Source organism: Paraliobacillus ryukyuensis (assembly GCF_003315295.1).
Taxonomy (GTDB): domain Bacteria; phylum Bacillota; class Bacilli; order Bacillales; family Amphibacillaceae; genus Paraliobacillus; species Paraliobacillus ryukyuensis.
The window spans coordinates 1-25,560 of sequence record NZ_QNRI01000007.1 but is presented as its reverse complement, the minus strand read 5'-3'; the positions used below and the strand labels follow the sequence as shown (position 1 = coordinate 25,560).

The 25,560-nt window shown below is 34.5% G+C and carries 25 protein-coding genes and 2 pseudogenes; 22 read left to right on the top strand and 5 right to left on the bottom strand.

The features are described 5' to 3' along the window. Positions 1 to 312 precede the first annotated feature (312 nt). On the bottom strand, positions 313 to 1,515 hold the full coding sequence (locus DES48_RS10605) for a M48 family metallopeptidase (RefSeq protein ID WP_170126203.1): 1,203 nt from the start codon (positions 1,513 to 1,515) through the stop codon (positions 313 to 315). 741 nt (positions 1,516 to 2,256) lie between these two features. Here DES48_RS10605 and DES48_RS10600 point away from each other — a divergent pair. Then, a pseudogene (locus DES48_RS10600) lies at positions 2,257 to 2,711 on the top strand (recombinase family protein); the annotation flags it as partial. Here DES48_RS10600 and DES48_RS10595 read toward each other — a convergent pair. Further along, positions 2,657 to 3,523, bottom strand: a complete 867-nt coding sequence (locus DES48_RS10595; RefSeq protein WP_113869067.1) for an aldo/keto reductase — start codon at positions 3,521 to 3,523, stop codon at positions 2,657 to 2,659. The pseudogene DES48_RS10600 and the gene DES48_RS10595 overlap by 55 nt on opposite strands. A 274-nt stretch (positions 3,524 to 3,797) precedes the next feature. Between DES48_RS10595 and DES48_RS16195 the strand changes: the two genes are divergently transcribed. From DES48_RS16195 to DES48_RS10510, 18 genes and pseudogenes are all read left to right on the top strand, one after another. Then, positions 3,798 to 4,010: a hypothetical protein gene (locus DES48_RS16195; protein ID WP_245911385.1), complete on the top strand. Its 213-nt coding sequence runs from the start codon at positions 3,798 to 3,800 to the stop codon at positions 4,008 to 4,010. Between the two features lie 6 nt (positions 4,011 to 4,016). After that, positions 4,017 to 4,676, top strand: coding sequence for a type II toxin-antitoxin system SpoIISA family toxin (locus tag DES48_RS10590; protein ID WP_281269243.1), 660 nt, complete (start codon positions 4,017 to 4,019; stop codon positions 4,674 to 4,676). Positions 4,677 to 4,782: 106 nt separating this feature from the next. Then, complete coding sequence (locus DES48_RS10585; protein ID WP_113869065.1) at positions 4,783 to 4,995, top strand: hypothetical protein; 213 nt, start codon at positions 4,783 to 4,785, stop codon at positions 4,993 to 4,995. Between the two features lie 100 nt (positions 4,996 to 5,095). Continuing rightward, the gene (locus tag DES48_RS15920) at positions 5,096 to 5,251 is read left to right on the top strand and encodes a hypothetical protein (RefSeq protein WP_170126202.1); all 156 of its coding nucleotides are present in this window, start codon (positions 5,096 to 5,098) and stop codon (positions 5,249 to 5,251) included. Positions 5,252 to 5,490: 239 nt separating this feature from the next. Then, a complete protein-coding gene (gene dhaK, locus DES48_RS10580) occupies positions 5,491 to 6,480 on the top strand; it encodes a dihydroxyacetone kinase subunit DhaK (RefSeq protein ID WP_113869063.1) in 990 nt (329 codons plus the stop codon). Between the two features lie 18 nt (positions 6,481 to 6,498). Then, positions 6,499 to 7,092, top strand: a complete 594-nt coding sequence (gene dhaL, locus DES48_RS10575; protein WP_113869061.1) for a dihydroxyacetone kinase subunit DhaL — start codon at positions 6,499 to 6,501, stop codon at positions 7,090 to 7,092. Then, positions 7,085 to 7,456 (top strand): dihydroxyacetone kinase phosphoryl donor subunit DhaM, encoded by a 372-nt coding sequence (gene dhaM / locus DES48_RS10570; RefSeq protein WP_113869059.1) that lies wholly within the window; start codon positions 7,085 to 7,087, stop codon positions 7,454 to 7,456. Before dhaL ends, dhaM begins: the two co-directional genes overlap by 8 nt. 146 nt (positions 7,457 to 7,602) lie before the next feature. Further along, positions 7,603 to 8,139, top strand: a complete 537-nt coding sequence (locus DES48_RS10565) for a DUF3267 domain-containing protein (protein WP_113869057.1) — start codon at positions 7,603 to 7,605, stop codon at positions 8,137 to 8,139. A gap of 136 nt (positions 8,140 to 8,275) precedes the next feature. Then, on the top strand, positions 8,276 to 8,986 hold the full coding sequence (locus DES48_RS10560) for a hypothetical protein (RefSeq protein WP_113869055.1): 711 nt from the start codon (positions 8,276 to 8,278) through the stop codon (positions 8,984 to 8,986). 262 nt (positions 8,987 to 9,248) lie between these two features. Continuing rightward, positions 9,249 to 10,019 carry a type VII secretion protein EssB/YukC gene (locus DES48_RS10555; protein WP_113869053.1) on the top strand — a complete coding sequence of 257 codons (771 nt, stop codon included), beginning with the start codon at positions 9,249 to 9,251 and terminating at the stop codon, positions 10,017 to 10,019. 51 nt (positions 10,020 to 10,070) lie between these two features. Further along, positions 10,071 to 14,010, top strand: a pseudogene (essC, locus tag DES48_RS10545) (type VII secretion protein EssC); the annotation flags it as partial. A 16-nt stretch (positions 14,011 to 14,026) separates the two neighbouring features. Next, positions 14,027 to 14,497 carry a hypothetical protein gene (locus DES48_RS10540; protein WP_113869049.1) on the top strand — a complete coding sequence of 157 codons (471 nt, stop codon included), beginning with the start codon at positions 14,027 to 14,029 and terminating at the stop codon, positions 14,495 to 14,497. Between the two features lie 10 nt (positions 14,498 to 14,507). Further along, positions 14,508 to 14,825, top strand: a complete 318-nt coding sequence (locus DES48_RS10535; RefSeq protein WP_113869047.1) for a YwqH-like family protein — start codon at positions 14,508 to 14,510, stop codon at positions 14,823 to 14,825. Between the two features lie 102 nt (positions 14,826 to 14,927). Continuing rightward, positions 14,928 to 15,227, top strand: coding sequence for a TIGR04197 family type VII secretion effector (locus tag DES48_RS10530; RefSeq protein WP_113869045.1), 300 nt, complete (start codon positions 14,928 to 14,930; stop codon positions 15,225 to 15,227). A 25-nt stretch (positions 15,228 to 15,252) separates the two neighbouring features. Then, positions 15,253 to 16,686 (top strand): T7SS effector LXG polymorphic toxin, encoded by a 1,434-nt coding sequence (locus DES48_RS10525; RefSeq protein ID WP_113869043.1) that lies wholly within the window; start codon positions 15,253 to 15,255, stop codon positions 16,684 to 16,686. Between the two features lie 392 nt (positions 16,687 to 17,078). Beyond that, positions 17,079 to 17,483 (top strand): hypothetical protein, encoded by a 405-nt coding sequence (locus tag DES48_RS16190; protein WP_245911382.1) that lies wholly within the window; start codon positions 17,079 to 17,081, stop codon positions 17,481 to 17,483. A 39-nt stretch (positions 17,484 to 17,522) separates the two neighbouring features. Further along, positions 17,523 to 17,984: a hypothetical protein gene (locus DES48_RS10515; protein ID WP_113869041.1), complete on the top strand. Its 462-nt coding sequence runs from the start codon at positions 17,523 to 17,525 to the stop codon at positions 17,982 to 17,984. After that, positions 17,981 to 18,424 (top strand): DUF5085 family protein, encoded by a 444-nt coding sequence (locus DES48_RS10510; RefSeq protein WP_245911380.1) that lies wholly within the window; start codon positions 17,981 to 17,983, stop codon positions 18,422 to 18,424. Before DES48_RS10515 ends, DES48_RS10510 begins: the two co-directional genes overlap by 4 nt. 82 nt (positions 18,425 to 18,506) lie before the next feature. On the opposite strand, the gene DES48_RS10505 is transcribed toward DES48_RS10510, so the two are convergent. Continuing rightward, the gene (locus DES48_RS10505; RefSeq protein WP_113869039.1) at positions 18,507 to 19,163 is read right to left on the bottom strand and encodes a DUF4396 domain-containing protein; all 657 of its coding nucleotides are present in this window, start codon (positions 19,161 to 19,163) and stop codon (positions 18,507 to 18,509) included. 146 nt (positions 19,164 to 19,309) lie between these two features. Here DES48_RS10505 and DES48_RS10500 point away from each other — a divergent pair, with 146 nt between their 5' ends. Beyond that, positions 19,310 to 21,025 (top strand): pyruvate oxidase, encoded by a 1,716-nt coding sequence (locus DES48_RS10500; protein ID WP_113869037.1) that lies wholly within the window; start codon positions 19,310 to 19,312, stop codon positions 21,023 to 21,025. 95 nt (positions 21,026 to 21,120) lie between these two features. Further along, positions 21,121 to 22,677 (top strand): FMN-binding glutamate synthase family protein, encoded by a 1,557-nt coding sequence (locus tag DES48_RS10495; protein WP_113869035.1) that lies wholly within the window; start codon positions 21,121 to 21,123, stop codon positions 22,675 to 22,677. Positions 22,678 to 23,063: 386 nt separating this feature from the next. Here DES48_RS10495 and DES48_RS10490 read toward each other — a convergent pair whose 3' ends face one another. Further along, entirely contained in the window at positions 23,064 to 24,005 is a 942-nt protein-coding gene (locus tag DES48_RS10490) for an NmrA family NAD(P)-binding protein (protein ID WP_113869033.1), read from the bottom strand. A gap of 84 nt (positions 24,006 to 24,089) precedes the next feature. Continuing rightward, positions 24,090 to 24,983 (bottom strand): LysR family transcriptional regulator, encoded by an 894-nt coding sequence (locus tag DES48_RS10485; RefSeq protein WP_113869031.1) that lies wholly within the window; start codon positions 24,981 to 24,983, stop codon positions 24,090 to 24,092. 217 nt (positions 24,984 to 25,200) lie between these two features. Between DES48_RS10485 and DES48_RS10480 the strand changes: the two genes are divergently transcribed. Further along, positions 25,201 to 25,440, top strand: coding sequence for a ferredoxin family protein (locus DES48_RS10480; RefSeq protein ID WP_079709024.1), 240 nt, complete (start codon positions 25,201 to 25,203; stop codon positions 25,438 to 25,440). The last annotated feature ends 120 nt before the right edge of the window (positions 25,441 to 25,560 follow it).

Genomic DNA, 25,560 nt, shown 5'->3' with positions numbered 1-25,560 from the left:
GCCAATCGTAAATTAAACTGCGGAGGGTATAATAGCAGTATATTTCAGTCTATCACGTGCAGGTTCATCAAGAAAAATGGGATCCAGAACAACAAGACTATAACTATCTATGAAACATGCGATTAATAATAATGAACAAGTGCCAAGTCGGACAATCCATTTTAAATCTAAAGATAAATATTAATTAGGAGCGCTTCTTGTATAGAAATAAAAGGAACGAAATCTTCTTAAACACCCAATTCGTTCCTTTAAAATAGAAATTGATAAGATGCATTTGTATTTAGAGTATACTTTTATGACATTTATTATTCCCTACTCAAGGTAGGCTTGCACTTCTTCAATCGAACCATTTGCTTGTTCGATAATCCAATGTATGCGGCGAGCGATACTTGGGTGTGTTTGAAACGATTCGTCTAACTTATTCATCTTTGTCAAAGAATGATTTAATGTAGCAAGCTTCATTAATGCCCCAGCATAATCACGATAATCGATATTTACATATAATACGTAAGCATCTGCTTCTCTTTCGTGCACACGTGAAAAATAACGAAAAACCACAGCAAAACCAAACAGAAGTAACCCCAGTATAATAGCGACTCCTAACCAGATCGATATGGTGCCAACATGTGTTTCATACCATTCCATACCATAGCCAAAACCAGAAATAAGAACAAAGATACTAATAAGCAAACCAAGTCTTTTCCATAAGTGTCTTTTCTTAATATGTCCGATTTCATGTGCTAGAACAGATTTTACTTCTTCCATCGTCATATTTTCCAACATATAATCTGCTATATAGATTTGTTTTTTTTTGGTGAAACCAGTAACAAGTGCATTAGCCATTTTTTTCTTTTTGGTAGGCCAGACATATAGTTGTACATTTTCGATATTTAATGATGTTAAGAACTGTACAAGTTCTTGTTTGACAGCTGATTCTGGCATAGCGGTTGCCTTTAACATTTTTCCAGTAAACGGTGCTGTTGCAAGTGGGATTAACACAATAATGATAATAGGAAAAATGAAAGTACCAGCACCATTCAGAAAGTTATCTGGAATAAGTTGCATCACCGTTAATACTAATGTGATCGGAACAAAAATAAACAAAAGTCCTCGTATCGTGTCGCTTGTTTCTTCTTTCATGGTAGCCTCTGTATCCCGAATTTTCTTAGCTGTTTTAGCAATAACGAGCTGATTAATAGTAATCATAGCACCAAGGAAGATGAAAGAGGACACAATACTAAGAATAAACGTAAAAGTAGAATCACCTAATGCGTCAACGAGTTTCATCATTAAAAGAAATGCGATACTAAAACTAGAGATAACGATGACGACCATATAGAGATACTGACTTAGTACACGTAGGCGATCCATTGCTTGTTCAATAGAATTTGTTTTTTTATAGAGTGTTTCAATATGGATACGAACTAGAAAAATAAATCCTAAATTAACTACAAGGATAGCTAAAAATATAAGTATGATTTGAAGCAGCGTTAAGTTATCGATAAAGGTAAGCATATGTGTCTTCTCCTCCATGAAAAATAAAATCATTTTTAAATTATTTCTCTAGTAGTTTAATAGAATTAATGGATATTGACAATAAAATTTTGGAAAGAAAAGTATTTAATTATAGTAATTTTTTCATATTTACACACGCCTATCTTGATAGAAATGAAGCTTTTTTATGCAACAAAAGTAGCTTGTAAATAAAAAGTAAAATAGGTATATAAAATCATTTTTTTCATTTAACATAAAATGGATGGACAATTGTTTTATATTGTATGTATAATCAAAAATTAGAAGAATATAGATTTAATTGAGGAGTAGGCTTAATTGGTAGAAGAAGTAAAAATTAATTGACCTTGATTGGCTATAAACTGCCTTTCAAGGTTTTTTACTTTATTTGAATCAACTACTGTTAAATAGACAAAAAGAAAATGATTTAATTGAAAATCGAAAGCTCATGATGGCTGTACCATCAAGGAGTATCGTTTTAATACTGGCAGACTGAAAAAGAAAGAGAAATAGGCGAGATGACATTTTACACAGCAGGGGTAGTTATGACATGGATTGGCTAACAAACTAACGACAATGACAAAGCTCGTGGCGATAACAATGGGTAACGTATAAGAGTGTTTCTTTTACTTCTTTGGCTTATAAATTATGGGTTGTATTTTTACAAGAGACGGTCGTATAATACTCGCTATTCGTTTAAAAGCGTTACATAAATTTTAATTTTCGTAATGGGAGAGCGAAAAGTTGAATGTTGTTGAGTATATACGAGTCTCAACTAAAGGACAAGCAAGAGATGGATATAGCTTGAAATATCAAGAAGATGAAATTAAAGCATATTGTAAAGAGCATGGATTGAAGTTAATACATATTTTTAGAGATGAAGGAATTAGTGGCGCTAAACTAAATGAAGAAGCATTAGAAATTGACAGGGTGGGCTTACAAGAGATGTTGGCTCACCTTTCGTCTGTCCCAATTGATTGTGTGGTAGTACTGAACACAAGCCGATTATGGCGGTCAGATATTGTCAAGGTACTGATTCAACGAGAGCTGAAGAAATATGACTGTGACATTAAAACTATTGCATTTACAAAAAAGACCCTAACGACTTTTTGGTCAATGGCTTAATGGAGTTATTAGACCAATATCAACGGCTTGAAATAGCCCTCAAACTAACGAAAGGAAGAAATAAAAAGGTAGAGATGCAGGAGTTGTGGAGCAAATGATGTGTTCCAATGATAGTCATCATATCTGATTCATCTAACTTAAAATCAAAAATAGCTTTGTTTTCTAACTGGCGGTTTGGGTTTGCGGATTTTGGAATAGCGATATTACCAAGTTGATAATGCCAGCGTAAGATAACTTGTGGAACGGATTTGTCATATTTATCAGCGATTCCTTTTAAGATTTGATTATCGCTAATGTCTTTTGCTCGATAAAGCGGACTCCAAGCTTGGGTAATGATATTATAGGAATCATTGACTTTTCGTTGCTCTTCTTGATTAAAAAAAGGGTGCAATTCAATCTGATTAATTGCTGGTACCACCCCAGTTTCCTCTTTTAATCGTTTGAGATGTTCAGGTAAAAAGTTACAAACCCCAATGGAGCGAATCAGTCCCCATTTTTTTGCATCAATTAACGCTTGCCACGCCTCTACATAAAGATCTTGACTTGGGTTTGGCCAATGAATTAGATAAATATCATAATAGTTTAAGTTTGTACGATATAACGACTCTTGAATCGTTTTAACAGCATCTTCGTAGCGATGATAACGTCCAGGTAATTTAGAAGTAACTACCAATTCTTCTCTTGGCACAGAACTTCTGCGTATTCCTTCCCCGACCACACCTTCGTTTTCATAGTTGTATGCAGAATCAAGTAGTCGGTAGCCACTATTAATCGCGGCTTCTATTGCAGTTGCTCCTTCATTCCCTTTTAATTGATACGTTCCGAAGCCAAGTGATGGTATGTAATTTCCATCATTTAATTGCCACTTTTGAATATTATTTGTCATTACTTCTGCCTCCTCGTATTTTAGCAAGTTCTTTAAGAATTTATGAGACTTTTCCCCGTTAGTGGAATAATTAAACAATTATTTATAGCGAACGATGCTAGGGGAGAGGTTGATTTTTGTTAACCGTGTCCTTTCTATCGTTATTTTTTTAGTAAAAGATTCTAGAAAATATAGAAGAAATTGTATGAATGTAAGAGTTTATGCATAAGCTTAAATAGGATATTTTTGTAAAAGATGACTATAATCCTGACTAAAGGAAGGGTCGTGAACAAAAATGGACAAGGGGACAGTAGGCATTACCATTTTAATTGGTGTTTTGTGGTTATTTATCTTATTTGTTTACATTGAAAGTATTCGAAGTTTCCGTAATAAAGATGATAATCGTTTTAATGAAAACCTTTATCAATATCGTAAAACATTATATTTCTTGTTTGTATCTTTGTTAGGGGGCTTATGGATATGTAAAGTTTTTACAATCGCGGATTAGCGACTTATACTTGCTTTAGTAGCAATCGTGATATTTATTGATATTTTTGTATTCTCTACACCAACAATAACGAAAATATGGAAGACTGAGTTCCAAGCCTATGATCCACTAAAAACATATATACAAGAAAATAGTTTCATAGAGGAAAAACAACGCGATAAATTAAACTACTTTTCGCAATTAATTCAAATTGCACCATATATCAAGTCTGAAATAGAATTGCAACACAACGATTTCTTAGAAGGTTTAGGTGCCTTTTTAAACTATTATGCAGAAGGTTTTGGTTTATGTATTCATTTGTACAATGTGGAAACAGTAGCTGATCAATCAGAAGATGAACGAATGAATGAATTTTTAGATACAATACATCGAATTAAACAAACGCATACACTAGATTGGCTATGTATGCTTGATAATCTAGATGTTCAAGGTGATTCTGATGCAGAAGAGGTGGTTATAGACAACCTATGGAGCGGTGAAATTGTTGCCTTAGATCGTGAAGAAAAACATGGTAAAGGGATGTCCCATTTATGTCCTATTTTTGTTGGAGACGATTATATTTTCATCCTGTTTATTGAAGAAATCTATCAACGTATTTATGAGATTGATGCTTTATTTATTACTAACCTTGCATTTTTATATTGTTACCTTGAAACACAAAATTGATAGAATCATAAAATAATCAAGTAATAATTTTTCTTATTCCAGAGTAAAATGATGGAGAGTGTGTGAATAAATGAAACTTCGAATCGTTTAAAGAAGGAGGAATTTTGTGAAGAGAATATTAAAAAATCAGCATTTGGCGACCATTAACTCCGAACAAAACCTTTCCATTTCGAATATACTACAACAGAAGATAACTCCCATATCTGACATTTTACAACGAAAGAAAACACCTATTACCCACATTGCAAAGGTTTCGAAAACTCGCTACGCGAAAGATTTAGAAACCATGAGACAAAAAGCAATGAATTTATTTTCGTGAATTAATACTTTTTTCGTTCTAACTTACTATGATGGGGGAGTTGCGTTTCTTTGTAGATAACCATTTAAAAGAATGAAGATGATTGAGGAGAGGTATTGGCATGACAAAAAAAAATAACGAAGATAAAAAACCGATCAAGTCAAAACAATTGTCTAAGATCACACAGTATAAAGGAAAAACTAGAGAAGAAAAACGCCATGAGGCAATGTTAAATAAGATTAAGAAATTAGAAAAAGATACCAAATCATATCTGTGAGATATAAAAGCGGACTCATTCCATTAGTTAAATACGATTCAGAACTTGTTCTTCAACATTGGTAGCCCACAAGTTACTAAGTGGAGAACATTTTTATTTGGAAGTTGTTTCATCTATCGTGTCATTGGGAATACGATTACAAAGTAAACTTTTACAATATATTATTATTTCTGTGGTTTTGTATTAGGTAATTCAAGTAAAAAATGTGCAAAAATACCTAACCAAACAAGGAGGTACGTATGAAAAAGATCATTAACAATCCGTCACATGTAGTAGATGAAATGCTAGAAGGTTTTGCATATGCAAATAGTGACTTAATTAAGCGAGTGCCAGATACAACAGTGATTGTGAAAAAATCGTTAGAAAAAGGGAAAGTAGGATTAGTAAGTGGTGGAGGAAGTGGTCATGAACCCAGTCACGCGGGATTTGTTGGTAAAGGCATGCTGACAGCTGCAGTTGCGGGCGAAGTCTTTACTTCTCCAAGTCCCGATCAAGTATTAGAAGGCATTAGGGCTGCTGATCAAGGTGAAGGCGTTCTGTTAATTATCAAAAATTATTCAGGTGACGTCATGAATTTTGAAATGGCAGCAGAGTTAGCAGAAACAGAAGATATTACGGTTAAACAAGTCATTGTCGATGATGATATTGCCGTAGAAGATAGCACCCATACGAACGGAAGACGTGGTGTTGCTGGTACTATTATTATGCATAAGTTGTTAGGCGCAGCAGCTGAACAAGGAAGTAGTTTAACAGAGTTAAAACAATTAGGTGACGAATTAGTCAAACAAATTAAAACGATTGGTGTAGCCCTTACGCCTGCCACTGTTCCAGAAGTCGGAAAGCCAGGTTTCACGTTAGATTCAGATGAAATGGAATACGGTGTTGGTATTCATGGAGAACCTGGTTACCGTCGAGAATCGTTGAAATCAAGTCGGGCAATCGCCGATGAGCTAATTGCGCAGTTAAAAAAAGAATATCAATGGGCACAAGGTGAAAGCTTTGGGTTACTTGTAAATGGACTTGGTGCAACACCATTAATGGAGCAGTATTTATTCATAAATGATGTCCGAGAAAAATTAGAACAAGAAGGAATTACCATTAAATTTAAAAAAGTGGGATCGCTGATGACGTCGCTTGATATGGCTGGTGTGTCCATGACATTAGTTAAAATAAAAGATGATAAATGGTTAGAGTACTGGTCTCATCCAGTCGAAGTTGTCGGCTGGTAATTAGGAGGTGAATATGTAATGGTAACAGTAGAAAATACGGTGAACTGGTTAAAGAATTTCGCAGACAAAATTGAAACGAACAAAGCGTATTTAAGTGATCTAGATCGTGCGATTGGAGATGGCGATCACGGTAATAACATGGCTCGTGGTGTACAAGCTATGGTAGAAAAACTAGATGATAGCGAACCAACCTCCGTTCAAGCAGTCTTGAAAACCGCTTCGATGGCGTTATTAAGTAAAATTGGTGGTGCATCTGGTCCATTGTATGGTACTGCTTTGCTAGAGATGTCCAAACAAGCTAAAGAAGATCAAATTGAAGTTAAATCATTAGTTGAAGCTGGTCTTGCTGGCATTCAAAAGCGTGGCAAAGCAGAGGTTGGAGAGAAAACGATGGTTGATTTATGGGCTCCAGTGCTCGACCATTTAAATAAGCAGACGCTGAGCAAAGAAGCTATTGATGAAGCGGTAAATGCAACGAAAGACTTAAAAGCAACAAAAGGACGTGCTTCATATGTTGGCGATCGATCGATTGGAGCAATTGATCCTGGTGCAGCTTCTAGTGGTTACTTATTTGAAGCAATGATGGAAGAGGGGGTTTTGGAACATGACTAAAATCGGAATTGTTTTGGCTTCTCATGTACCTGAACTTGCTCGTGGTGTGTACCAATTGCTAAAACAAAGTGCGTCTGACGTACCGATTACGTATGCAGGAGGTACAGATGACGATAAGATTGGTTCGAGTTTTGATAAGATAAATGACGCGATTACATCTAATCCAGCTGATGAATTATTTGCTTTTTATGATTTAGGAAGTGCCAAAATGACATTGGAAATGGCAATCGAGATGAGTGACAAACGAATCAAGTTATTTGATGCTGCATTTGTTGAAGGCGCTTATACCGCAGCTTCTTTAGCTCAAGGAAGTTCAAGTAAAGATGCGATAGAAGAGCAGGTTGCTGCGTTAAAAATCAAATAACTTTAATAACAGTCCCAAAAAAATCACCTACACAATGTGATCTGTAGGTGATTTTTTTGTTGCAGTAAATACTTGTTGTTCCAGCTGCTACATCCCTATATAATAAGTATAACTTAAATTTGGCAAAACCCATGAAGGAGGCAATTATGAATTATCAATTAATAAAAGAAATAGACTTATTAAATAATCAAAAACTAGTAATCTGGTTAAATGTTTACAGTTTACTTATATTCTTGGGGTTACTTATCGCTGGTGCTCTTGTATTTCCAATTGCTTATTTTTCATTCAATTTCATTGCCATTGGTTTATTTTGTATCGTATTTCTATTTACATTAGTCATTCATGAGCTTATTCACGGTTTATTTTTTAAATTATTTAAGCCAAGTGCGAAAGTGAAATTTGGTTTTAAAAGCGGAATGGCTTATGCGACTAGCCCTGGTTCTATGTATAATAAATCGCAGTTTTTTACTATTATTATTATGCCTTTTGTTCTCATCTCTTTCATGCTTTTTATTATTTTTTTATTCGGAGTGAATGGGACGTTCTTGTATTTCCTATTTGCTATGCATGCGGGGGGATGTATAGGGGATTTTTATTTTTGTTATCTGATATCTATTCAAAAGAATGACTTATACATTGAAGATACAGCACAGGGAATCACGTTTTATACTAGAAATAAGTAATGTTTATTCGATTATACTTGTCTAGTTTATTTCATCGATAAACATCTAGCCTTGCAATTTTGCAGTGTTACATATGGATGGTATAATGTAGCAGTTACTTTAAAAAGTTGTTATTACAAACTGCAGGAGGGAGAAAATGGGTAAAATAAGTATAAACTCATTAACGTCGGCTACTATTGCTATGTTAAGTGTGATGGTATTAGTAGCGTGTCAATCAGAAAGTGAACCAATTAGAAATTCATCTGAAGATGAGAAAGTAGTAGAGAATCCAGAAAAACAAGCTGAGGCTGATGATCATACAGCTAGTGATGGTAGTAATGCAGGAGATTCTGTAACAGAAAATGTTATTACCTTAAGTGACGGAAACTATACAGTGGGAGAAGATTTGTCAGCAGGTCGTTATGAAATCACTGCTGAACAAACTGGTAACATTTTTGTAGAGAACAATTCTAATAGTGGATCAGTCTCTGAAATTATTGAAGATCAGGGATTAAATTTAGGAGTTCCTAGTGTCACAATCAATTTAACTGAAGGTGCCACGATTGAAATTTCTGATCTTGATCCAGCCATATTTACCCCGGTAACTGAAAGAAACTTATCAAATACATTAAGTACTGGTATGTGGGTAGTAGGAACGGATATTGAACCAGGCAATTACGAAGTGATCCCATCTGGTGAGCGAAGTGGCAAAGTGGTGATCTATGACCAACAAGAGAGCCTGCCAGTCTATGATGAGCTTATTGATCCAGATGGTGAGAGGGGAAGTGAAACACTCTCAGTTGAATTAGAAGAAGGACAAATTCTTCGAGTGAAAACAATTCCGGCAGTAATATTACAACAACAGTAGTAGTTTATATTTATTATTAAGTTAAATGAAATAGTGAAAAATTAACTTTTAGTAGAAAATCCTATAAATCGATTCTATATATAGTAAATAAAGTATTACTAGAACAGAACTTCAACATTTAAGAAGTTCTGTTTTTTTTATGAGAATCTCAATAACTGCATTATTTTCATTTTTAACGCGTAAGTTTGCTTGACCTTGTTCGTAAAATAATTTGTTCTTTGTATTACGATTATTAAGTTAAGAATCTAGTCATTCTTACTAGATTAACTTATTTCAACGTTTTAGTATTGCTTTACTTTCGGATAAACAATCATTCGATTATCTATATAATGGAGGATTAGAAAGTTCGAGAGATATAGAATTTGAAAAACAAGTACAAAAACTAGAAACCATCGATGAGCTTTTTACTTATCTACAAACTTTATATAATGCTGAACAATTAAAAACAGATCGAACGATGAAATTAGTTTCAATAAAACATTTTAATCTTTATAAACGTTTATCCTATATATTTGGTGTTCTATTAGTATTACTGTCACTTCCTTTTATTTACACAAGATTTGTAACATTACCACATTTGGAAAATATACAAGAATCTCATGAAGCGTTTGTAGTTTCAGATTTTGACAATGTAATTACGGCTTTGGCTGACGAGGAAGCAGAGAATTTATCACATGAGACTCAGTATATTTTAGCTAATGCTTATCTTGCAAAAGAAGATTTATCTGAACAAGACAAAAGTGTAATTATGGATTCGATGAGTCCAGATGTAGAAGAACAATATGTACTCTATTGGATGTATAATGGCAGAAATAAATTAGATGAAGCTATGGATACAGCAAAATATTTAGATGATCCACAATTAATTATGTACGGACTTATAAAACAGATTGAACAAACAAATAGTAACCCCGAATTAAGCGGGACTGAGAGACAAGATCGAGTAGCTGATTTAGAAGCTGAATTACAAACATATACTGAGGAGTACAATTTGGAAGAAGATGGTGAACTGCGAAATAACAGTGAAGAATGATAAAGCACTATAAAAGTAATGAACTGGATTTGGTTAGAGAGGAAGAATTTAATGACTAACAAAACAATAATCGTGACTGATGGAGAACATTTACACAAAACCGAATTACCTGCAGAGAGTATAAAAAATTTTACAATAGGTAGTCGTTTGAAAGATCATATTACATTTCCAACTCTTGAACAATCATTTTCTGTAGCTTGGGATGGTTCAGACTGTTATATAGAAAATGAATTACTCAAAAAGGAATTACACATTTCTTTATCAGATGGAAAGGAAATAATATTTTATTTATGTGATTCAGATATATCTTATGTGTTAGATACAGCGAATAAGTCATCTGTTATTATCAGTCCCTATCATTACGATGATATTGAAATAGAAAAAATAGACGCTGTAGTCTTTCTTCTAAGGGAATCAAATGGGTTTTCATTAGAAGTTCATAATGGCAAAGTTTTTTTAAATGCTTCTAGTATAAAGAAAAGCGGGTTTGTTAAAGAAGGAGATCAGCTTTTTTTGATGGGGTGAAAATCATTATTCGTAATGAAGAAATAGAGGTATTTCCATCTTATCGAAACTTAAGATCTGAGTTGGTCTCTATCACTAATCAAGTTGAAAAGTTCAGTGCCAACTATCCAGACTATCATCGTTCTCCGCGAATTGTATATCGTGAGCCAAAAGACAAAAAGACAATTGCTAAGCCCTCTAATAAACCAAACAAACCAAGTGAACGGTTGGCGCGAACCATTGTACCACCACTTGTTATGGTTGCAGCACTTATTATCATTTCTTTAATCCAACCTAGAGGTATTTATATTATTGTAATGATGGCAATGACTTTCACAACTATTACATTTGCAGTTACTTCATACATTAAAAATTTAAAACAATATAAAGTAGATATGAAATATCGAGAAGAAATCTATCAATCTTACTTAAATCGAAAAACAAAAGAATTATATCAAGCAACAGAAGAGCAACGACATGCATTGTTGTATCACTATCCGGATGTAGACACAATTCAAGAAATGGTTTTAGATTTGAATGCACGAATTTATGAGAAAACAATGTATCAACATGATTTCCTTCATTTCCGAGCTGGAATAGGTGATGTGAAAACTAACTTTTTTATTGAATTCAAAGAAGAAGAGTTTACGCAAGATAAAGATGAGCTGACTGAAGGAGCTCGAAATTTACGTGACCAATTTGAAGGAATTTCTGATGTACCAATTGTAACGACATTAACCAATGGGCCGGTAGGTTATATTGGACAAAGAAATTTACTGATTGAACAATTACAGTTATTAGCAATTCAGCTTTCTATGTTTCATAGTTACCACGATATTCAATTTATCACCATTTTTCCGGAGTACGAAAAAAATGAATGGGATTGGTTACGTTGGTTACCACATTCAAAATTGCAAGACTTAAATGTACGTGGCTTTGTATATCATGAGCGATCAAGAGATCAAGTACTTCATTCGGTATATCAAGTTTTAAAAGAAAGAAAACAGTTACTTAATGAAAAATCAAATAAAAATGAAAAAACATACTTTATGCCGCACTACATAATTTTTATTACGCATGAACAATTAATACTAGATCATATTATCATGGAGTTCTTTAATGAAGATCCTAGTGAATTAGGCGTTTCACTTATATTTGTTCAAGAAGTTATGCAATCTTTACCAGAGCATATTTCTACAGTAATAGATATTCGTGATTCCAAAACAGGAAATATTATGTTGGAAAAAGGAGAATTGGTGAATAAATACTTTGTACCTGATCATTTTCCTGCATATTTTAGTAAAGAAAAAGTGTCTAGAGGTTTAGCTCCTTTAAATCATTTACAAAGTTTAAAAAATTCAATTCCTGAAAGTGTTACTTTTCTAGAAATGTATGGCGTGGAAACAGTTGAAGAATTAGACATATCAAAACGTTGGTTAATGAATGAAACTTATAAAACAATGGCTGTTCCTTTGGGGGTTCGTGGTATAGATGATATGGTCTATCTTAATTTGCATGAAAAAGCTCACGGCCCACATGGTTTAGTTGCTGGGACAACAGGTTCTGGAAAATCTGAGATTATTCAATCCTATATATTGTCTCTAGCAGTTAATTTTCATCCGCATGAAATAGCTTTTTTATTGATCGATTATAAAGGGGGAGGAATGGCAAATCTATTTAAAAACCTCCCGCATTTACTAGGTACCATAACAAATCTGGAGCGAGCACAATCGTTGCGGGCGCTAGCTTCAATTAAGGCTGAATTACAAAAGCGTCAAAGGTTATTTGGTGAGCATGATGTAAATCACATTAATCAATATCAGAAGCTGTATAAGCAGGGGAAAGCAAGTGAACCTATGCCACATTTATTTTTGATTTCAGATGACTTTGCTGAATTAAAAGCTGAACAACCGGACTTTATGAACGAACTTGTTTCAACAGCTCGAATTGGAAGATCCTTAGGTATTCACTTGATATTAGCAACGCAAAAGCCAAGTGGTGTAGTAGATGACCAAATTTGGTCTAATTCAAAATTCAAATTAGCTTTAAAGGTTCAAAATGCTAGTGATTCAAATGAGGTATTAAAGACACTAGATGCGGCAGACATAACCTTGCCTGGAAGAGCTTATCTTCAAGTTGGTAATAATGAAATTTACGAGTTATTTCAAAGTGCATGGAGTGGAGCTGATTATGTTCCAGATAAAGAGGATCCAGAATATGTTGATACGACAATTTATGCTATAAATGATTTAGGACAGTATAATGTTTTAACTCAAGATTTAAGCGGATTAGACAGAAAAGAAAAAATAGGTAGTGTACCGACAGAATTAGATGCAGTCATTGACTATCTTCATGACTATACTGAAGTGCATCAAGTAAAAGCTCTACCAAGACCGTGGCTTCCGCCTTTACCAGAGAAAATCTATCCTAGCGACTTAAATCAAGTTGATTTTAAGGAATCATGGAATGAATCTAAAAAAGCGTTAGAAGTAACTATTGGTATGCTAGATCAACCAGAATTACAAAAAAGGGACCACTCTATCTTGACCTAAACAAAGATGGACACATTGCTGTTTTCTCTAGTCCTGGATATGGAAAGTCTACGTTTTTACAATCACTGTTAATCAATTTAGCAGTTCAGCATAATCCTACCAATTTAAATCTATATTTGCTAGATTTCGGTACTAATGGACTTTTACCTTTGAAACAATTGCCACATGTTGCTGATACTATTCTTATCGATGAAGTAGAAAAAGTAGAGAAATGGATTCGCTTAATGACGAATTTAATTGTGGAGCGTAAAAAGAAATTAAGTCAATATGGTGTAGCTGATATGTCAATGTATGAGCGAGCTAGTGGTGAGACTATACCAAGTATCTTGATTGCGATTGATAATTATGATTCGGTTAAAGATGCAGACTTTGGTGATAACTTTAACAAGCTAATTACTCAAATCGCTAGAGAAGGTGCAAGTGTCGGAATTCATTTATCTATTAGTGCAGGTAGACAAAGCTCAATAAGAATGCCATTACTTTCAAACATAAAGAGCCAAGTAGCACTTTATGTATTTGATGATGTAGAAATACGTAATATTATGGGCAAAACTGATCTGGAAATTGAAGAATTACCTGGTCGCGGTATTATAAAACTAGAAAATCCAGCACTATTTCAAACGACACTTCCCGCAGATGGTGAAGATAGTTTAGAAATCATTGAAAATATACAAAAACTTGCTAAGGATATGGAGAATCATTGGGATGGAGATGTACCAGAAGAAATTCCAATGATGCCAGAAGGTGTTGTTGAATTTACTGTTTTCACTCAAAAGCGCAAAACGAAAAAGTTAATTGAAGCTAACCATCTACCACTAGGTTTAGATTTTGAGTCTGTAAGTCCAATAGGCTTTGATCCAAAAAGAGATGGATTTTTAACAGTAGTAAGTGATCGTAAAGATGGACTAGATAAAATGACCAATGCGCTCATTAAGTGAAAATTAACAAAAAATGATGATAGATACAGCTGATCGACAATTTGAAGCAATTACTTCCGGTATGAATGCTTATATTGCTAGTGACGAAGAGATACTATTAGCTAAGAAAAATATTCTTGCAGAAATTTCTCATCGGGAAAAGGGAGATCATAATGGAACAAAATGGATGATATTAATAAAAGATTTAAAAGACTTTGTAAGTAAAAGTAACTTACTAGAAGATGAAGTTTCGATATTATTTGGAGAAGGACCAAAGTTTGACATTCATTTTGTGGTATGTGGTGATTCGAGTTACATCGCTACTAGTTTTGAAAAAGTGTCCAAAACAGTTCGGAAGTTATCAAGTGTTGGCTTAATCAGTATGAGATTAGGTGATCAGGATATCTTTAGCCAACCATTCATAAGAAAAGAAACTTATCCGCAAGCATTTGAAGCTTATGTTGCTAGAGAGCATGATCACATAAAAATTAAAGTTCCCAGATAGGAGGAGTTTTATGAGTTCTTTAAGTTCTTTACGTTACCAAAAACAAAGCGTATTCAATCAAATTAGTTCGTACAGAGGTTCTGTATCAAATTTAGAAGAAAAAATTGCTCGCTTAAAAAAGGCTTTGCAACAGTTGTCATCAACTTTATCCGATATTAGAAATTTAAAGTCGTCAATTAAGAATCTATCTATAAACACTACTCAATGGAGAGGTGAAAATAAGAATAAGTTTGAAGATAAATATGACCATTATAAAGATAGTATTGATTCATACGTAAGAGATATTGAAGAAGCGAGAGAGAATATACAAGAGGATATTCGTCAATAGGAGTCTGAGCGAGAATCATATTTATCAAAAATAAGTAGTTTGAACCGAAAAGTGTATTATTTAAATGTCCAAATTGCAAATGCAAAAAAGGAGGCGAATTAATTGGTTAAACAGGTTTCAATAAATACAAATGTCTTCCAATCAAATGTGAATAAACTGAAAACATCGGTTTCAAATATTCAAACTAAGAAAAACATTCATTCTTTTAGCAAAACAAACATCAGACCATTTACTAAAGATGTAGAGCAGATAGTTGATGCGATAGCATTACTGGAAAAATATAAAGTGATTTTAGAAGCTGATATCGTTACTTTATCGGAAACAGGAGATCAGATGGAAACAACCGATATAAGGTTGTCCAATCAATATTCCAACACGTTTGCACCGCAGCTGTTGAAATAAAATTGGCAAGGAGTGGGTATTCAAAATGGGCCAACGAGTCGATTTATCTGAAGTAATCGATTTTTCAGATGAATATTATGCTTATTATCATCATTTGAAAGATCAAATAGAAAATGTAAAAGCGGCTATTGATCAAATACTTATGATGGATTCATTTGAAGGGAAAGCAGCAAACAATGCTAAAGAAACCTTTCGTGATTTTCACTTAAAGATGTTAACTCAATTTGAAGAGCTCTTGCATAATTTGTTGGATAATGTAGATACGCATGTAAATAATTTCTTATCCAATGTAGATGGTGATGAACAGACAATTATAAAAGAAAATTATCTCAAAGATAAAAAAGAAGTCATACAAGAAGACTATCAAGATCTGACTGACCATTCGACAAAGATCAATAAAATTATTGATTCCGTTAGTGATATTAGCAATGCTTCTAAACCTAATTTCTCTCCGGTCGTGGACGACAAGGAAACAACTTTGAAGGACATTGATAAGGTCAATCGTGATTTAACGGAGTTCACCTCGATAGGAACGGACCGAATTAATCAAATGGATGATCTGTTATCTAAGATCAAATCACTATTATCGGAAAAAAGTAAATATACCAATGAAGGGGAACTTGCGCTAACTAAGTTTATCAACGAACAGTCTACGTCTATTGGTATTACCTTACATGGCTTGGCCCAAACTAGATCCTTTTACACAGGAGCAAAGATTGGTAAAGCTACATCCAATGGGAATATTTTAAAAACGGTAGAGCATCAAAACTATCAAACTGGTAAACCATTTTATCGGATTACAGCAAATAAAGGAGCGTTAGAAGCGTTAGGAGTGGAACCGGATTTTCGTGCACAAAGCGATTTTAACCACCGATTACCTAAGAATAATTCCGCGTGGAGCGAAACTGACCTTATCCGAGCCCAAAATAACCAAACGATATTAAAAGCTGCTGATGGGAATAAGTGGACGAATGTAGGAGCTAAGGTTAAAGAAATCCATCCAGAGTTACAGTATTTTCGAGATGAGATTGATGTGAAGCATGTCGGCAAATCATTTGCTAAAGGTGCTTACAATGGAGTGAAAGGTAGTGTGGCAGATGTAAATCCAGCTACTTTATTCAAGAATCCAACAGTACTAAAAAGTTCAGCAAAAGGACTCGGTGTATTAGGGGTTGGGATAAACTATGGTTCAAACTTGGGAGATGCACACAATGACGGACTTAGTGGATATGAAGCCCATGAACGAGCAGCCCTTGACACCACTGTTGATACTGTGGTCTCAGGAGCAGTGCAGGGGGGATTAACAGCAGCCTTTACAGCAGCTATTCCAATTCCTGGAGTTGGAACAATGATAGGTGCTGCTGCTGGTATAGGAGTAAATTACGTTTTAACCAAAAAGTGTGGAAAAGGAGAAAATAAGAAATCTATAATGGATCACGTTAAAGATTGGTTTCATTAAATGAAAGGAGAAAATATGTGTTACAGAAGTTATCTGAGCAAGATTTTTTAGCTTTGCGAAGTCCATTTGAATCTGGACGACAAGCGCCAAAAACTTTGGGTGCTGTCGTTATCCTTTTTATATTTTTTTAAGCACTTCTCTTGTTTATAGAATATTACGGAGGTCAATATGCAACTTATCCATTTAAAAACATAATTTTTAAAGTTCATCTAATTGTATCGGTTATGATCGCAATTATATCTATTATTTTTGCAATACGTCCTATTTATATGCGGTACCAAAAAACCCAGTATTTTTTAAACACTATAAAATCTCAAAACTTAGGAGGTATTTCTTTTTATATTGTAGCTTTACTTGCTATTGGTGCAAATATAAATGGAAATTCAGAAGATATGATAACATTTACGTATATTACGTTAGCCATTGGATTTATTGTCTTCATTATTACATTTATTCGATTCTACATTTTATTAAAGAATGGAAAGTATAGAAAAGGAGCAAAAAAGGACTACCAGCGAAGAAAATTTAAAGGAAAATCACTTCTTCCAATTGCAATTCCAGCAGGTATCGGAATTGTCTTTATCATTCAATATTTAATAAGAACATTTGATTTTGCCTCAGCAGAAACTATCATTATGGCTATATTGATGATCGGGCTTTTTTATACCAAGCTTTTTGTACTTCCGGAACAGCTTGTATTACAATATTGCAAAATTCGCTTCGATAGCTTTAATTACGAACAAAATGGCCGCTTAAAACCAGTACGTGATGAAGACGGAAATATTATTATGGAATAAATATTAAATGAAAACTTATTATGAAATGAGGTAGGAAAATTGAAGATAGAACGGAGAGGTATGCAGTTTGATCATTTATTAGTCTATCAAACAGTTCAGCCAAAAGCGAATTGGCAGGATGGAATATTTTTATTAGAAGATATTCAATTAACAGAAGGAATTTACCAGAATGGGCCAATATTTTTCTCGCTTTCACCCGAATCAGACGAACCAAAATTTGGGGAATTCCACTATTATATGCCGATCAATGGAGCAGTAACGATTGATGATAGCAATGCGGACCTTCAGTTTGAACAAGATTTTACTGTAAGTAAAGCATTGGTCATGCGTCAGGCGGATCAAACGCTAGATTTTTATGAAGCGGAGAAAACATTACGTACTTATGCAAACGAGCATAGCATCACACTAGAAGATACCTTCTATTGCGTAATTTTAGAGGTATATCGGGATATTATCATAGATTTATACATACCTATTCAAAATGAAGGTGATGTAACATGATGGCTGGACATCAAATTGCCTATCGCAATGTTGCGTCAAAATACTATCATTTTCATCCCGAAGATATAGAACTCGCTATACAAGATTTTATGGCAATTTTAGAAAAGCATAATTATCACCCTACAGGTGCAATTTTTTTTGCTATTCTAAGTGATCCGACTAATGAAGAAGAGATGGTTATTCAACTCTTCTTACCGATTATGGAAAACAAATTTGAGACAATTTCAGAGGAGCAAGTCTTTTTTCAAAGTTATTTCTTGATAAATCCAATGGTAATGACTAGAGTAACAGAAGATTTCACGCAACAATCTCAGGTGAAATATTGGGAGCTATTTGAATATTTAGAACGACATAATTTGGAGCAAAAAACACCTGTTTTTGTAGAATATAAGCATACACATTCTGGAAGAAACTATATTAAAATGAGTGTAGGAATGTAAGATACTTCATTAAATATTGAAATTATTATGCTTTACACAAAATCACCTCTCTAGTGGATGAGAGGTGATTTTTTAGAAATAATTACATTGCATGTTTAATCCCTTTTCTAACTAATAGCTTATTCGCAGGAAAGCTAGTTAGAAAACCTAAGATCATAGCAATCTGCATCATAAACCAATAGGTTATCTGTGAAGGAGCTGGTGGCTGAGTAAAAAATACATAGTGAACAAGTGCCATCCAGCCAAACATACCAATTTCAAACGCAATTAATGAAATAGTGTCTGCTTTAATGGCAGATTTAATTGCATTCCTAATCCCTTGTTTTTTATTCATTGGATAGATTGCAAGGAATTGAAAAAGGATACCAAACACGTAAGCCAAGACGAATTCAACAAAATAGTGTGCAAAAAGGGTTGATCCTACAATCGTCAGTCCAGTTATGGCAACTATGGGTACCCCCACGATATCACCTAAAGTACATCCTGATGCACAATGACTGGTAGATACGAAACCGTGGCCCATTTCTCCTTTTTGTTTATCGATTTGTAAATTTTTCGCAGTTTTTCTACCCCATTTGTAATATGTCCATATGGCTATTGGTCCAAAAAACCAGCCGTTAACCGGCCAAACGACATTCATAATTGCCATTTGTTGTGGATGTTGGACGACATCAATGAGTATTACAATGGAACAGATAATCCCAATCACTAACGCAATCCATGCAATCGTAGTTAACATATTTCATCACCTCATAATAGCTTTTTTTTTTGTTTACCACTATTTTTGCTTAACAAACCTCTTCTAATTAAAGCTTTACTTATGTTTTACTCCTTTTTAGATGGGTATTGCATATAGAGAGTTTTAATTAAAAAGGAGATGGAACGATGAAAGCAGCTGAAGCAGTTATCGAGATTATGAAAGATTGGGATGTATCGCATATTTACGGGTATCCTGGTGATTCAGTCAATAATTTAGTTGAGGCATTTCGCAATCATCAGGAAGAAATCTCATTCATTCAAGTTCGTCATGAAGAAGTAGCTTCGCTTGCAGCCTCAGCTGAAGCAAAGTTAACCAATAAAGTCGGTGTATGTTTATCCATTGGTGGTCCTGGTGCAATTCATCTGTTAAACGGTATGTATGATGCAAAAGCAGACGGAGCTCCACTCGTTGTGATTACAGGACAAATAAGCCATGATTTAGTAGGAACCGATAATTTTCAAGAAGTAAATTTAGAAAGAATGTTTGATGATGTATCCGTGTTTCATCGAAGAGTAACCTCTGGAAAACAAATGCGTCCCTTGTTAGAGCAAGCATTTAAAGACGCCTATACTTATAATGGCGTAGCAGTGTTAAGTGTTCCTGATGATGTGTTTAAAGAAAATGTCGAACACCCTCAACTACGTTCTTCTACATTTAAAAAACCAGCGTTACGTGCTGATAAAGAAGATCTGCAAAAAGCAGCGAATGAAATAAAAAGAGCAAACAAACCGCTTATCTTAGCTGGAAAAGGAGCGATGGGGACAAGAGACGAATTGATCCAATTTGGTGAGAACATTGCAGCTCCCATTATTGTTTCTTTAAGAGGAAAAGGAGTTATCCCAGATGAACATCCATTAAATTTAGGTAATCTAGGTCAAATTGGTACCAAACCTGCTTTTGAAGCAATGGAGGAAACAGATCTACTTATTATGGTTGGAACTTCTTTTCCTTATCGCGATTTTTTACCAGACGATGTGAAAGCAATTCAAATTGATATTGACTCTGCTCAAATTGGAAAACGTTATCCTGTTGATATTGGGTTAGTGGCATCTTCTGTAGAAGTTTTACAATGGTTCAATAAGCATATAAGTGAAAAAGAAGATAGAGTCTTTCTAAGAGCCTGCCAAGAAAATATGAAAAGCTGGTGGAATCATTTAGATGATATTGTCCAGCCACGAGAAAATAAACCAATGCAAGGTCCTCAAGTGATTCATACATTACAAGATTATGTAGAAGATGATGCTATCTTATCTGTAGATGTTGGTAATGTCTCCACTTGGACTGCTCGTTTCTTTAAGATGACCAATCAGCAACTTGTTATATCTAGTTGGCTTGCAACGATGGGCTGTGGATTGCCAGGGGCAATTGCTTCTAAATTAAAACAACCAGAAAAACAAGTTGTTGCGATATGTGGTGATGGCGGATTTGCCATGGTGATGCAAGATTTCCTAACAGCCGTAAAATACAACTTACCGATTACTGTTATTATTTTAAACAATAGCAAATTAGGTATGATTAAATATGAACAAGAACAAATTGGTAATATTTCATATGGAACAGCATTACAAGGCTTTGATTTTGCTAAATTTGCAGAAGCTTGTGGCGGTATCGGTTTCCATGTAACAAATGAAGATACTTTATCGGAAGCTCTAGAAAGCGCAAGTAAAATAGAAAAACCAACCATTATTGATGTAGAAATAGAAGATAGAGCGCCCTTACCAGGTAAAATTGAATGGGGACAAGCGATGGGCTATTCAAAATATTTATTGAAAAAATTGATTGAGAGAGATACTGAATGGGATATGCCTTCATTAAAAACAGTACTAAAAAGAATGTTTTAATCAATTCTCACCACCAAAGACTTATCACTAGCTTTCTAGTTTGATAAGTCTTTGTAACATATGAGTGAATGAAAGAAATAGGAGGAGAAGAACGGATGGAATGGGTAATAAGTGTTTTATTGGGGATCATCGTTTTGGTACCGATAGCCATGATTATTCGACTTTATATACATGATAGCAACCAAAAAGAACATGCTGTACTACAAAATTATCCGATATTAGGTAAGTTTAGATATATATTAGAAAAGATGGGTCCAGAGTTAAGACAATACCTATTTAATAATGATCGAGAAGGGAAGCCATTTAACCGAAAAGAGTTTGAATTTGTCTACAAAGCTGGTAAATATAATTCTAGGATGATGGGGTATGGTGCAGAAAGAAATTTTGAAAAAGACGGTTGGTATCTTGTAAATGATATGTTTCCGATGAAAAAGGAAGAGATGAAGATTGTACAAGAACCAAAAATAAAAACATATGAATACACAATTGATAAAGAAAATCTTTTTAAGCGTGATGAGCATCGAATCGAACAACAATTAGATCCAGCTTATTTACATGAAGATGATTATGTGGTTCTCGGCGCATCTACTGCGAAGCAACCCTTTCGATTAAAAGGTTTGATTGGACAATCAGGCATGAGCTTTGGTTCGCTTGGTGACCATGCTATCACAGCACTATCAGAGGGATTAGGAATGGCTGGTGGCACTTGGATGAACACTGGAGAAGGTAGTGTTTCTCCTTACCATTTAAAAGGAAATGTTGATTTAATTATGCAGATCAGTCCAGGTCTTTTTGGTGTGAGAACAGAAGACGGTGATTTTTCATGGGAAGAATTTAAAAAACATAGTAATATGGACCAAGTGAAGGCGTTTGAACTAAAGCTTGGACAAGGTGCAAAAACACGTGGTGGTCATGTGGATGGGAGCAAAGTTACCGAAGAAATTGCTGAAATTCGCAAAGTGAAAGCTGGTGAAGCAATTAACAGTCCGAATCGATTTCCTGGCATTGCATCACCACAAGCACTATTGCAATTTTTACAAGATTTACGAGAGACGGGTGGAAAACCTGTGGGCTTGAAAATTGTCGTTGGTAGTGAAGCACAAGTGGAGAAACTAATTGCAGCAATAGCTGAAACAAACATTGTGCCCGATTTTATTACAGTTGATGGTAGTGAAGGAGGAACCGGTGCTTCTTATTATGAACTTGCGTACTCCGTAGGCTTACCTGCGTTTGCTGCTATTCCTTTAGTCGATGATTATTTGAAAAAGTACGGAATACGTTCTGAAACAAAAATTATCGCTTCAGGTAAATTGTTAACTCCTGATAAAATCGCGATGGCTTTGTCGTTAGGAGCGGATTTAATTAACATTGCTCGTGGATTTATGCTAAGTGTAGGATGCATTATGTCGCAAGTTTGTCATAAAAATACGTGTCCAGTTGGCGTAGCAACTACTGATCCTGAACTACAACAAGGACTAGTTATAGAGGAGAAAAAATATCGTACATGTAACTATTTAGTAACCTTACGACAAGGATTGTTTGATTTGGCGGCTGTTGCAGGGTTAGACTCACCAACTAAGTTTACGAGAGAACATATCACCTACCATACTTCTTTTCGTAAGTATGAGCTAATGCGCGAGTCTTCAAAATAAGTTAATAATAAAATAGTAGCGAATAAGTTGAATTGTTCTACTTATTCGCTACTATTTTTGTTTTGATTAAGCTCATATTATTATATTACGGTATATTTAAAAAAGAACCTGAAGCAATAGCAAATAACATGACACCTACAACAGTTGTAACGTTTCTTGGGATACCCGTAATGACAACTTGAAAAATGGATAATCCCAAAAATATTAAACGCCCAAGAATCCCAAATGGTTCTATCCACTCTCTAATTCGGTCATGACATGTAAACAAATTTAGAATGGATGGAGCGATTTAAAAGAAGAGGTGATAGTAAAAATAAATAAGCGAATCCATCTGTGAAATAGTCTAAGATTTCAATATGAATTCGCTTCCTAATGTAATTAGTTATTTAGCTATCTTTTGAATGTCGTTCGCCTACTTGAAACGCATCGTTATGTTCAAACATATAGCGAACAGTTAATGGTTCCTGGCCAGTTAGTTGCTGAAAATCATCTGTAAAGTCATCCATTTTACCTAAACGAATGGCTTGAGCAAAGGTTACCATGCCATCAGAAGAGTAAGGTGCTTCGGAATCTTTTTTGAATTTACCATTGGTTGTACGTGGTACACCCATAGCATCGAAAATTTGGTAATTTTCTTCATCGGTGATTTCTTGATAAGTAACATTGTTACCTGTTACTTCATTACCGATGCGAACAAAATCAGTAATTGTCATTAGTTCTTGTCCGTTGATATTTAACGTAGCTTGATGATAGTCAGTTGATTTAAGTGCATAAGCAACGGCTTTTGCACAGTCTTTACGAGAAATATAAGCCATTTTACCATCGCCTTGGCTATTTTTTAACACGCCATCACTTTTAGCGAAAGTAAAGTAGTTGGTAATCATTGCTTCCGCATATTGCGAATTACGTAAGAAGATATAGTCTAAGCCAACACTTTTAATATATTTTTCTGTATAAATATGATCTATTTTTTCAACGCTTGGATTTGATTCATCACCAGCATTTACTATAGAAGTGTAAATAATTTGTTGTACACCAGCTTCTTTTGCTGCATCAATAACATTTCTGTGTGCTTGTTGACGCTTTTCCCCAACAAAGGGCATGGAGATTAAAGCAAGTTTATCAGCACCTGAAAAAGCCTCTACTAAGCCTTCTTTTGTATTAAAGTTTGTTTCATGTGTCTCAATTCCTTGTTCAGCATAAGTAGCTAGAACAGTAGGGTTATAGCCACAAAAAATCAATTCATCTTTATCCGCGATTTGTAATAAGTAGGCAGCGGCTTGATTTCCTAAATTTCCATCAACACCAGTTAATAATAATTTTCCCATGATTATTAGCACTCCTTGTGAATGATTTTATAATCTAATAATAAGTGAAATGCTGAACAAAGTCTAATAGGAATACCGAATGGCTTATTGAGAAAACCAATCGTGTATATTGTGTAAGAACGTTTGTAAAGCAGGATTTGAATTGTGCTTTACATAACCCATTTCAATGGTAAAAGTATGATATGAATCCTCTAGTGGAATTAAGCGAATTTCTTCCTCTGAGTAATTTAATTGATAATTATCTGGAAAAAAACCAATTAAATTCTCTGTCACAATTTGAACTAATTCTGATTCAACATCTGTAACAGCCTGTTTTATTTTTGGTTGATAGCCATCTTTTAGTGCGTGTTCAATCATTAATTGATAAGAATTACCGATCTCGTTTGAATCTAACATCACTAGGGGATGTTGGTATAATGCCTCTTTCGTTATTGTTTGATGATTGAACAAAGGATGGTGTTTACTTACAGCTGCACTATATTTCCCTTGATAAAGTGTAAAGGTATCAATCTCTTCCGTCGCTTTAAATTCTGAATCTACGGCTATTGCGATATCATAGATCCCTTTATGTAAATAGGTTGATATATCTTTAAGTGATATTTTTTGAAAATCTAATTTTATTGTTGGGTGCGCTTGTTTAAACGAAGGTATAAAAGGTAATAAGCTTTGGATATCAGTGAGTGTAGCATAAGCAACAGAGAGTAATTGACTGTGGTTTGCTTGAAAATCTATCATTTTTTCTGATAAATGTTTATACTGCTTCCAAAGTATTATCGCCTCGTTATAAAATAACCATCCAGCAGGTGTGGGCTCGATTGGTTTTTTATCTCGATCAATTAACTTCATGTTATAGGTGCTTTCCAAGGAAGCAATTTGTTGGCTAATGGTAGTCTGCGAAACAAAATTCAGCTTAGCAGTTTCAGTGAAATTTTTACAATTAACTAAATCGATAAAGTATTTTAATTTGTCTATATGCATGTGTGCCTCCCAAATATTTGTTTCTGTTTCATTATAGCTTCAATTTTGTCTGGAAGAAAGGTAGGAGTTTTTCAAATTGTTATGCCTTTAGTATCTTATAGATACTAGCGAACTTTTAAGTGCGTACTTTTAAAAATAAGCTTTTTCTAGCATAATAGATAAGAAGACTATTATTAGTCTTGTTAGATAAAGGTCGAGATAGAAGGGGGAGTTTGCAATGGCATATGTTATTTTGAGTCCTTGTGAAACGGAAAAAGCTGGCGAATGTGCCACCGTCTGCCCAGTTGATTGTATTCAAGAAGGACAAGATCAATTTTACATCGATCCCGATGTTTGCATAGACTGCGGAGCTTGCGTTAACGTTTGCCCAGTAGATGCTATTGTAGAAGAGTATGATTTAACAGAAGAACAAGAGCCTTATCTAGAAAAGGCTGAGAAGTTCTTTGGACATATCTAAAGCTTACATTTATGTAAGCTTTTTTATTAATGCTTTTAAAACCACAGGCTATGCCTGTGTGAAAATAAACCTTTAAGGGATGTAACAAAAGAATCTCCAATCGTATAATAGAGATGGCCG

What these genes read in the sequence shown, in the direction of transcription:
- DES48_RS10605 (WP_170126203.1), bottom strand. Translation starts at nt 1,515, where the DNA reads ATGCTTACCTTTATCGATAACTTAACGCTGCTTCAAATCATACTTATA.
- DES48_RS10595 (WP_113869067.1), bottom strand. Translation starts at nt 3,523, where the DNA reads ATGACAAATAATATTCAAAAGTGGCAATTAAATGATGGAAATTACATA.
- DES48_RS16195 (WP_245911385.1), top strand. Translation starts at nt 3,798, where the DNA reads ATGGACAAGGGGACAGTAGGCATTACCATTTTAATTGGTGTTTTGTGG.
- DES48_RS15920 (WP_170126202.1), top strand. Translation starts at nt 5,096, where the DNA reads ATGACAAAAAAAAATAACGAAGATAAAAAACCGATCAAGTCAAAACAA.
- dhaK (WP_113869063.1), top strand. Translation starts at nt 5,491, where the DNA reads ATGAAAAAGATCATTAACAATCCGTCACATGTAGTAGATGAAATGCTA.
- dhaL (WP_113869061.1), top strand. Translation starts at nt 6,499, where the DNA reads ATGGTAACAGTAGAAAATACGGTGAACTGGTTAAAGAATTTCGCAGAC.
- dhaM (WP_113869059.1), top strand. Translation starts at nt 7,085, where the DNA reads ATGACTAAAATCGGAATTGTTTTGGCTTCTCATGTACCTGAACTTGCT.
- DES48_RS10565 (WP_113869057.1), top strand. Translation starts at nt 7,603, where the DNA reads ATGAATTATCAATTAATAAAAGAAATAGACTTATTAAATAATCAAAAA.
- DES48_RS10560 (WP_113869055.1), top strand. Translation starts at nt 8,276, where the DNA reads ATGGGTAAAATAAGTATAAACTCATTAACGTCGGCTACTATTGCTATG.
- DES48_RS10540 (WP_113869049.1), top strand. Translation starts at nt 14,027, where the DNA reads ATGATGATAGATACAGCTGATCGACAATTTGAAGCAATTACTTCCGGT.
- DES48_RS10535 (WP_113869047.1), top strand. Translation starts at nt 14,508, where the DNA reads ATGAGTTCTTTAAGTTCTTTACGTTACCAAAAACAAAGCGTATTCAAT.
- DES48_RS10525 (WP_113869043.1), top strand. Translation starts at nt 15,253, where the DNA reads ATGGGCCAACGAGTCGATTTATCTGAAGTAATCGATTTTTCAGATGAA.
- DES48_RS16190 (WP_245911382.1), top strand. Translation starts at nt 17,079, where the DNA reads ATGATAACATTTACGTATATTACGTTAGCCATTGGATTTATTGTCTTC.
- DES48_RS10510 (WP_245911380.1), top strand. Translation starts at nt 17,981, where the DNA reads ATGATGGCTGGACATCAAATTGCCTATCGCAATGTTGCGTCAAAATAC.
- DES48_RS10505 (WP_113869039.1), bottom strand. Translation starts at nt 19,163, where the DNA reads ATGTTAACTACGATTGCATGGATTGCGTTAGTGATTGGGATTATCTGT.
- DES48_RS10500 (WP_113869037.1), top strand. Translation starts at nt 19,310, where the DNA reads ATGAAAGCAGCTGAAGCAGTTATCGAGATTATGAAAGATTGGGATGTA.
- DES48_RS10495 (WP_113869035.1), top strand. Translation starts at nt 21,121, where the DNA reads ATGGAATGGGTAATAAGTGTTTTATTGGGGATCATCGTTTTGGTACCG.
- DES48_RS10490 (WP_113869033.1), bottom strand. Translation starts at nt 24,005, where the DNA reads ATGGGAAAATTATTATTAACTGGTGTTGATGGAAATTTAGGAAATCAA.
- DES48_RS10485 (WP_113869031.1), bottom strand. Translation starts at nt 24,983, where the DNA reads ATGCATATAGACAAATTAAAATACTTTATCGATTTAGTTAATTGTAAA.
- DES48_RS10480 (WP_079709024.1), top strand. Translation starts at nt 25,201, where the DNA reads ATGGCATATGTTATTTTGAGTCCTTGTGAAACGGAAAAAGCTGGCGAA.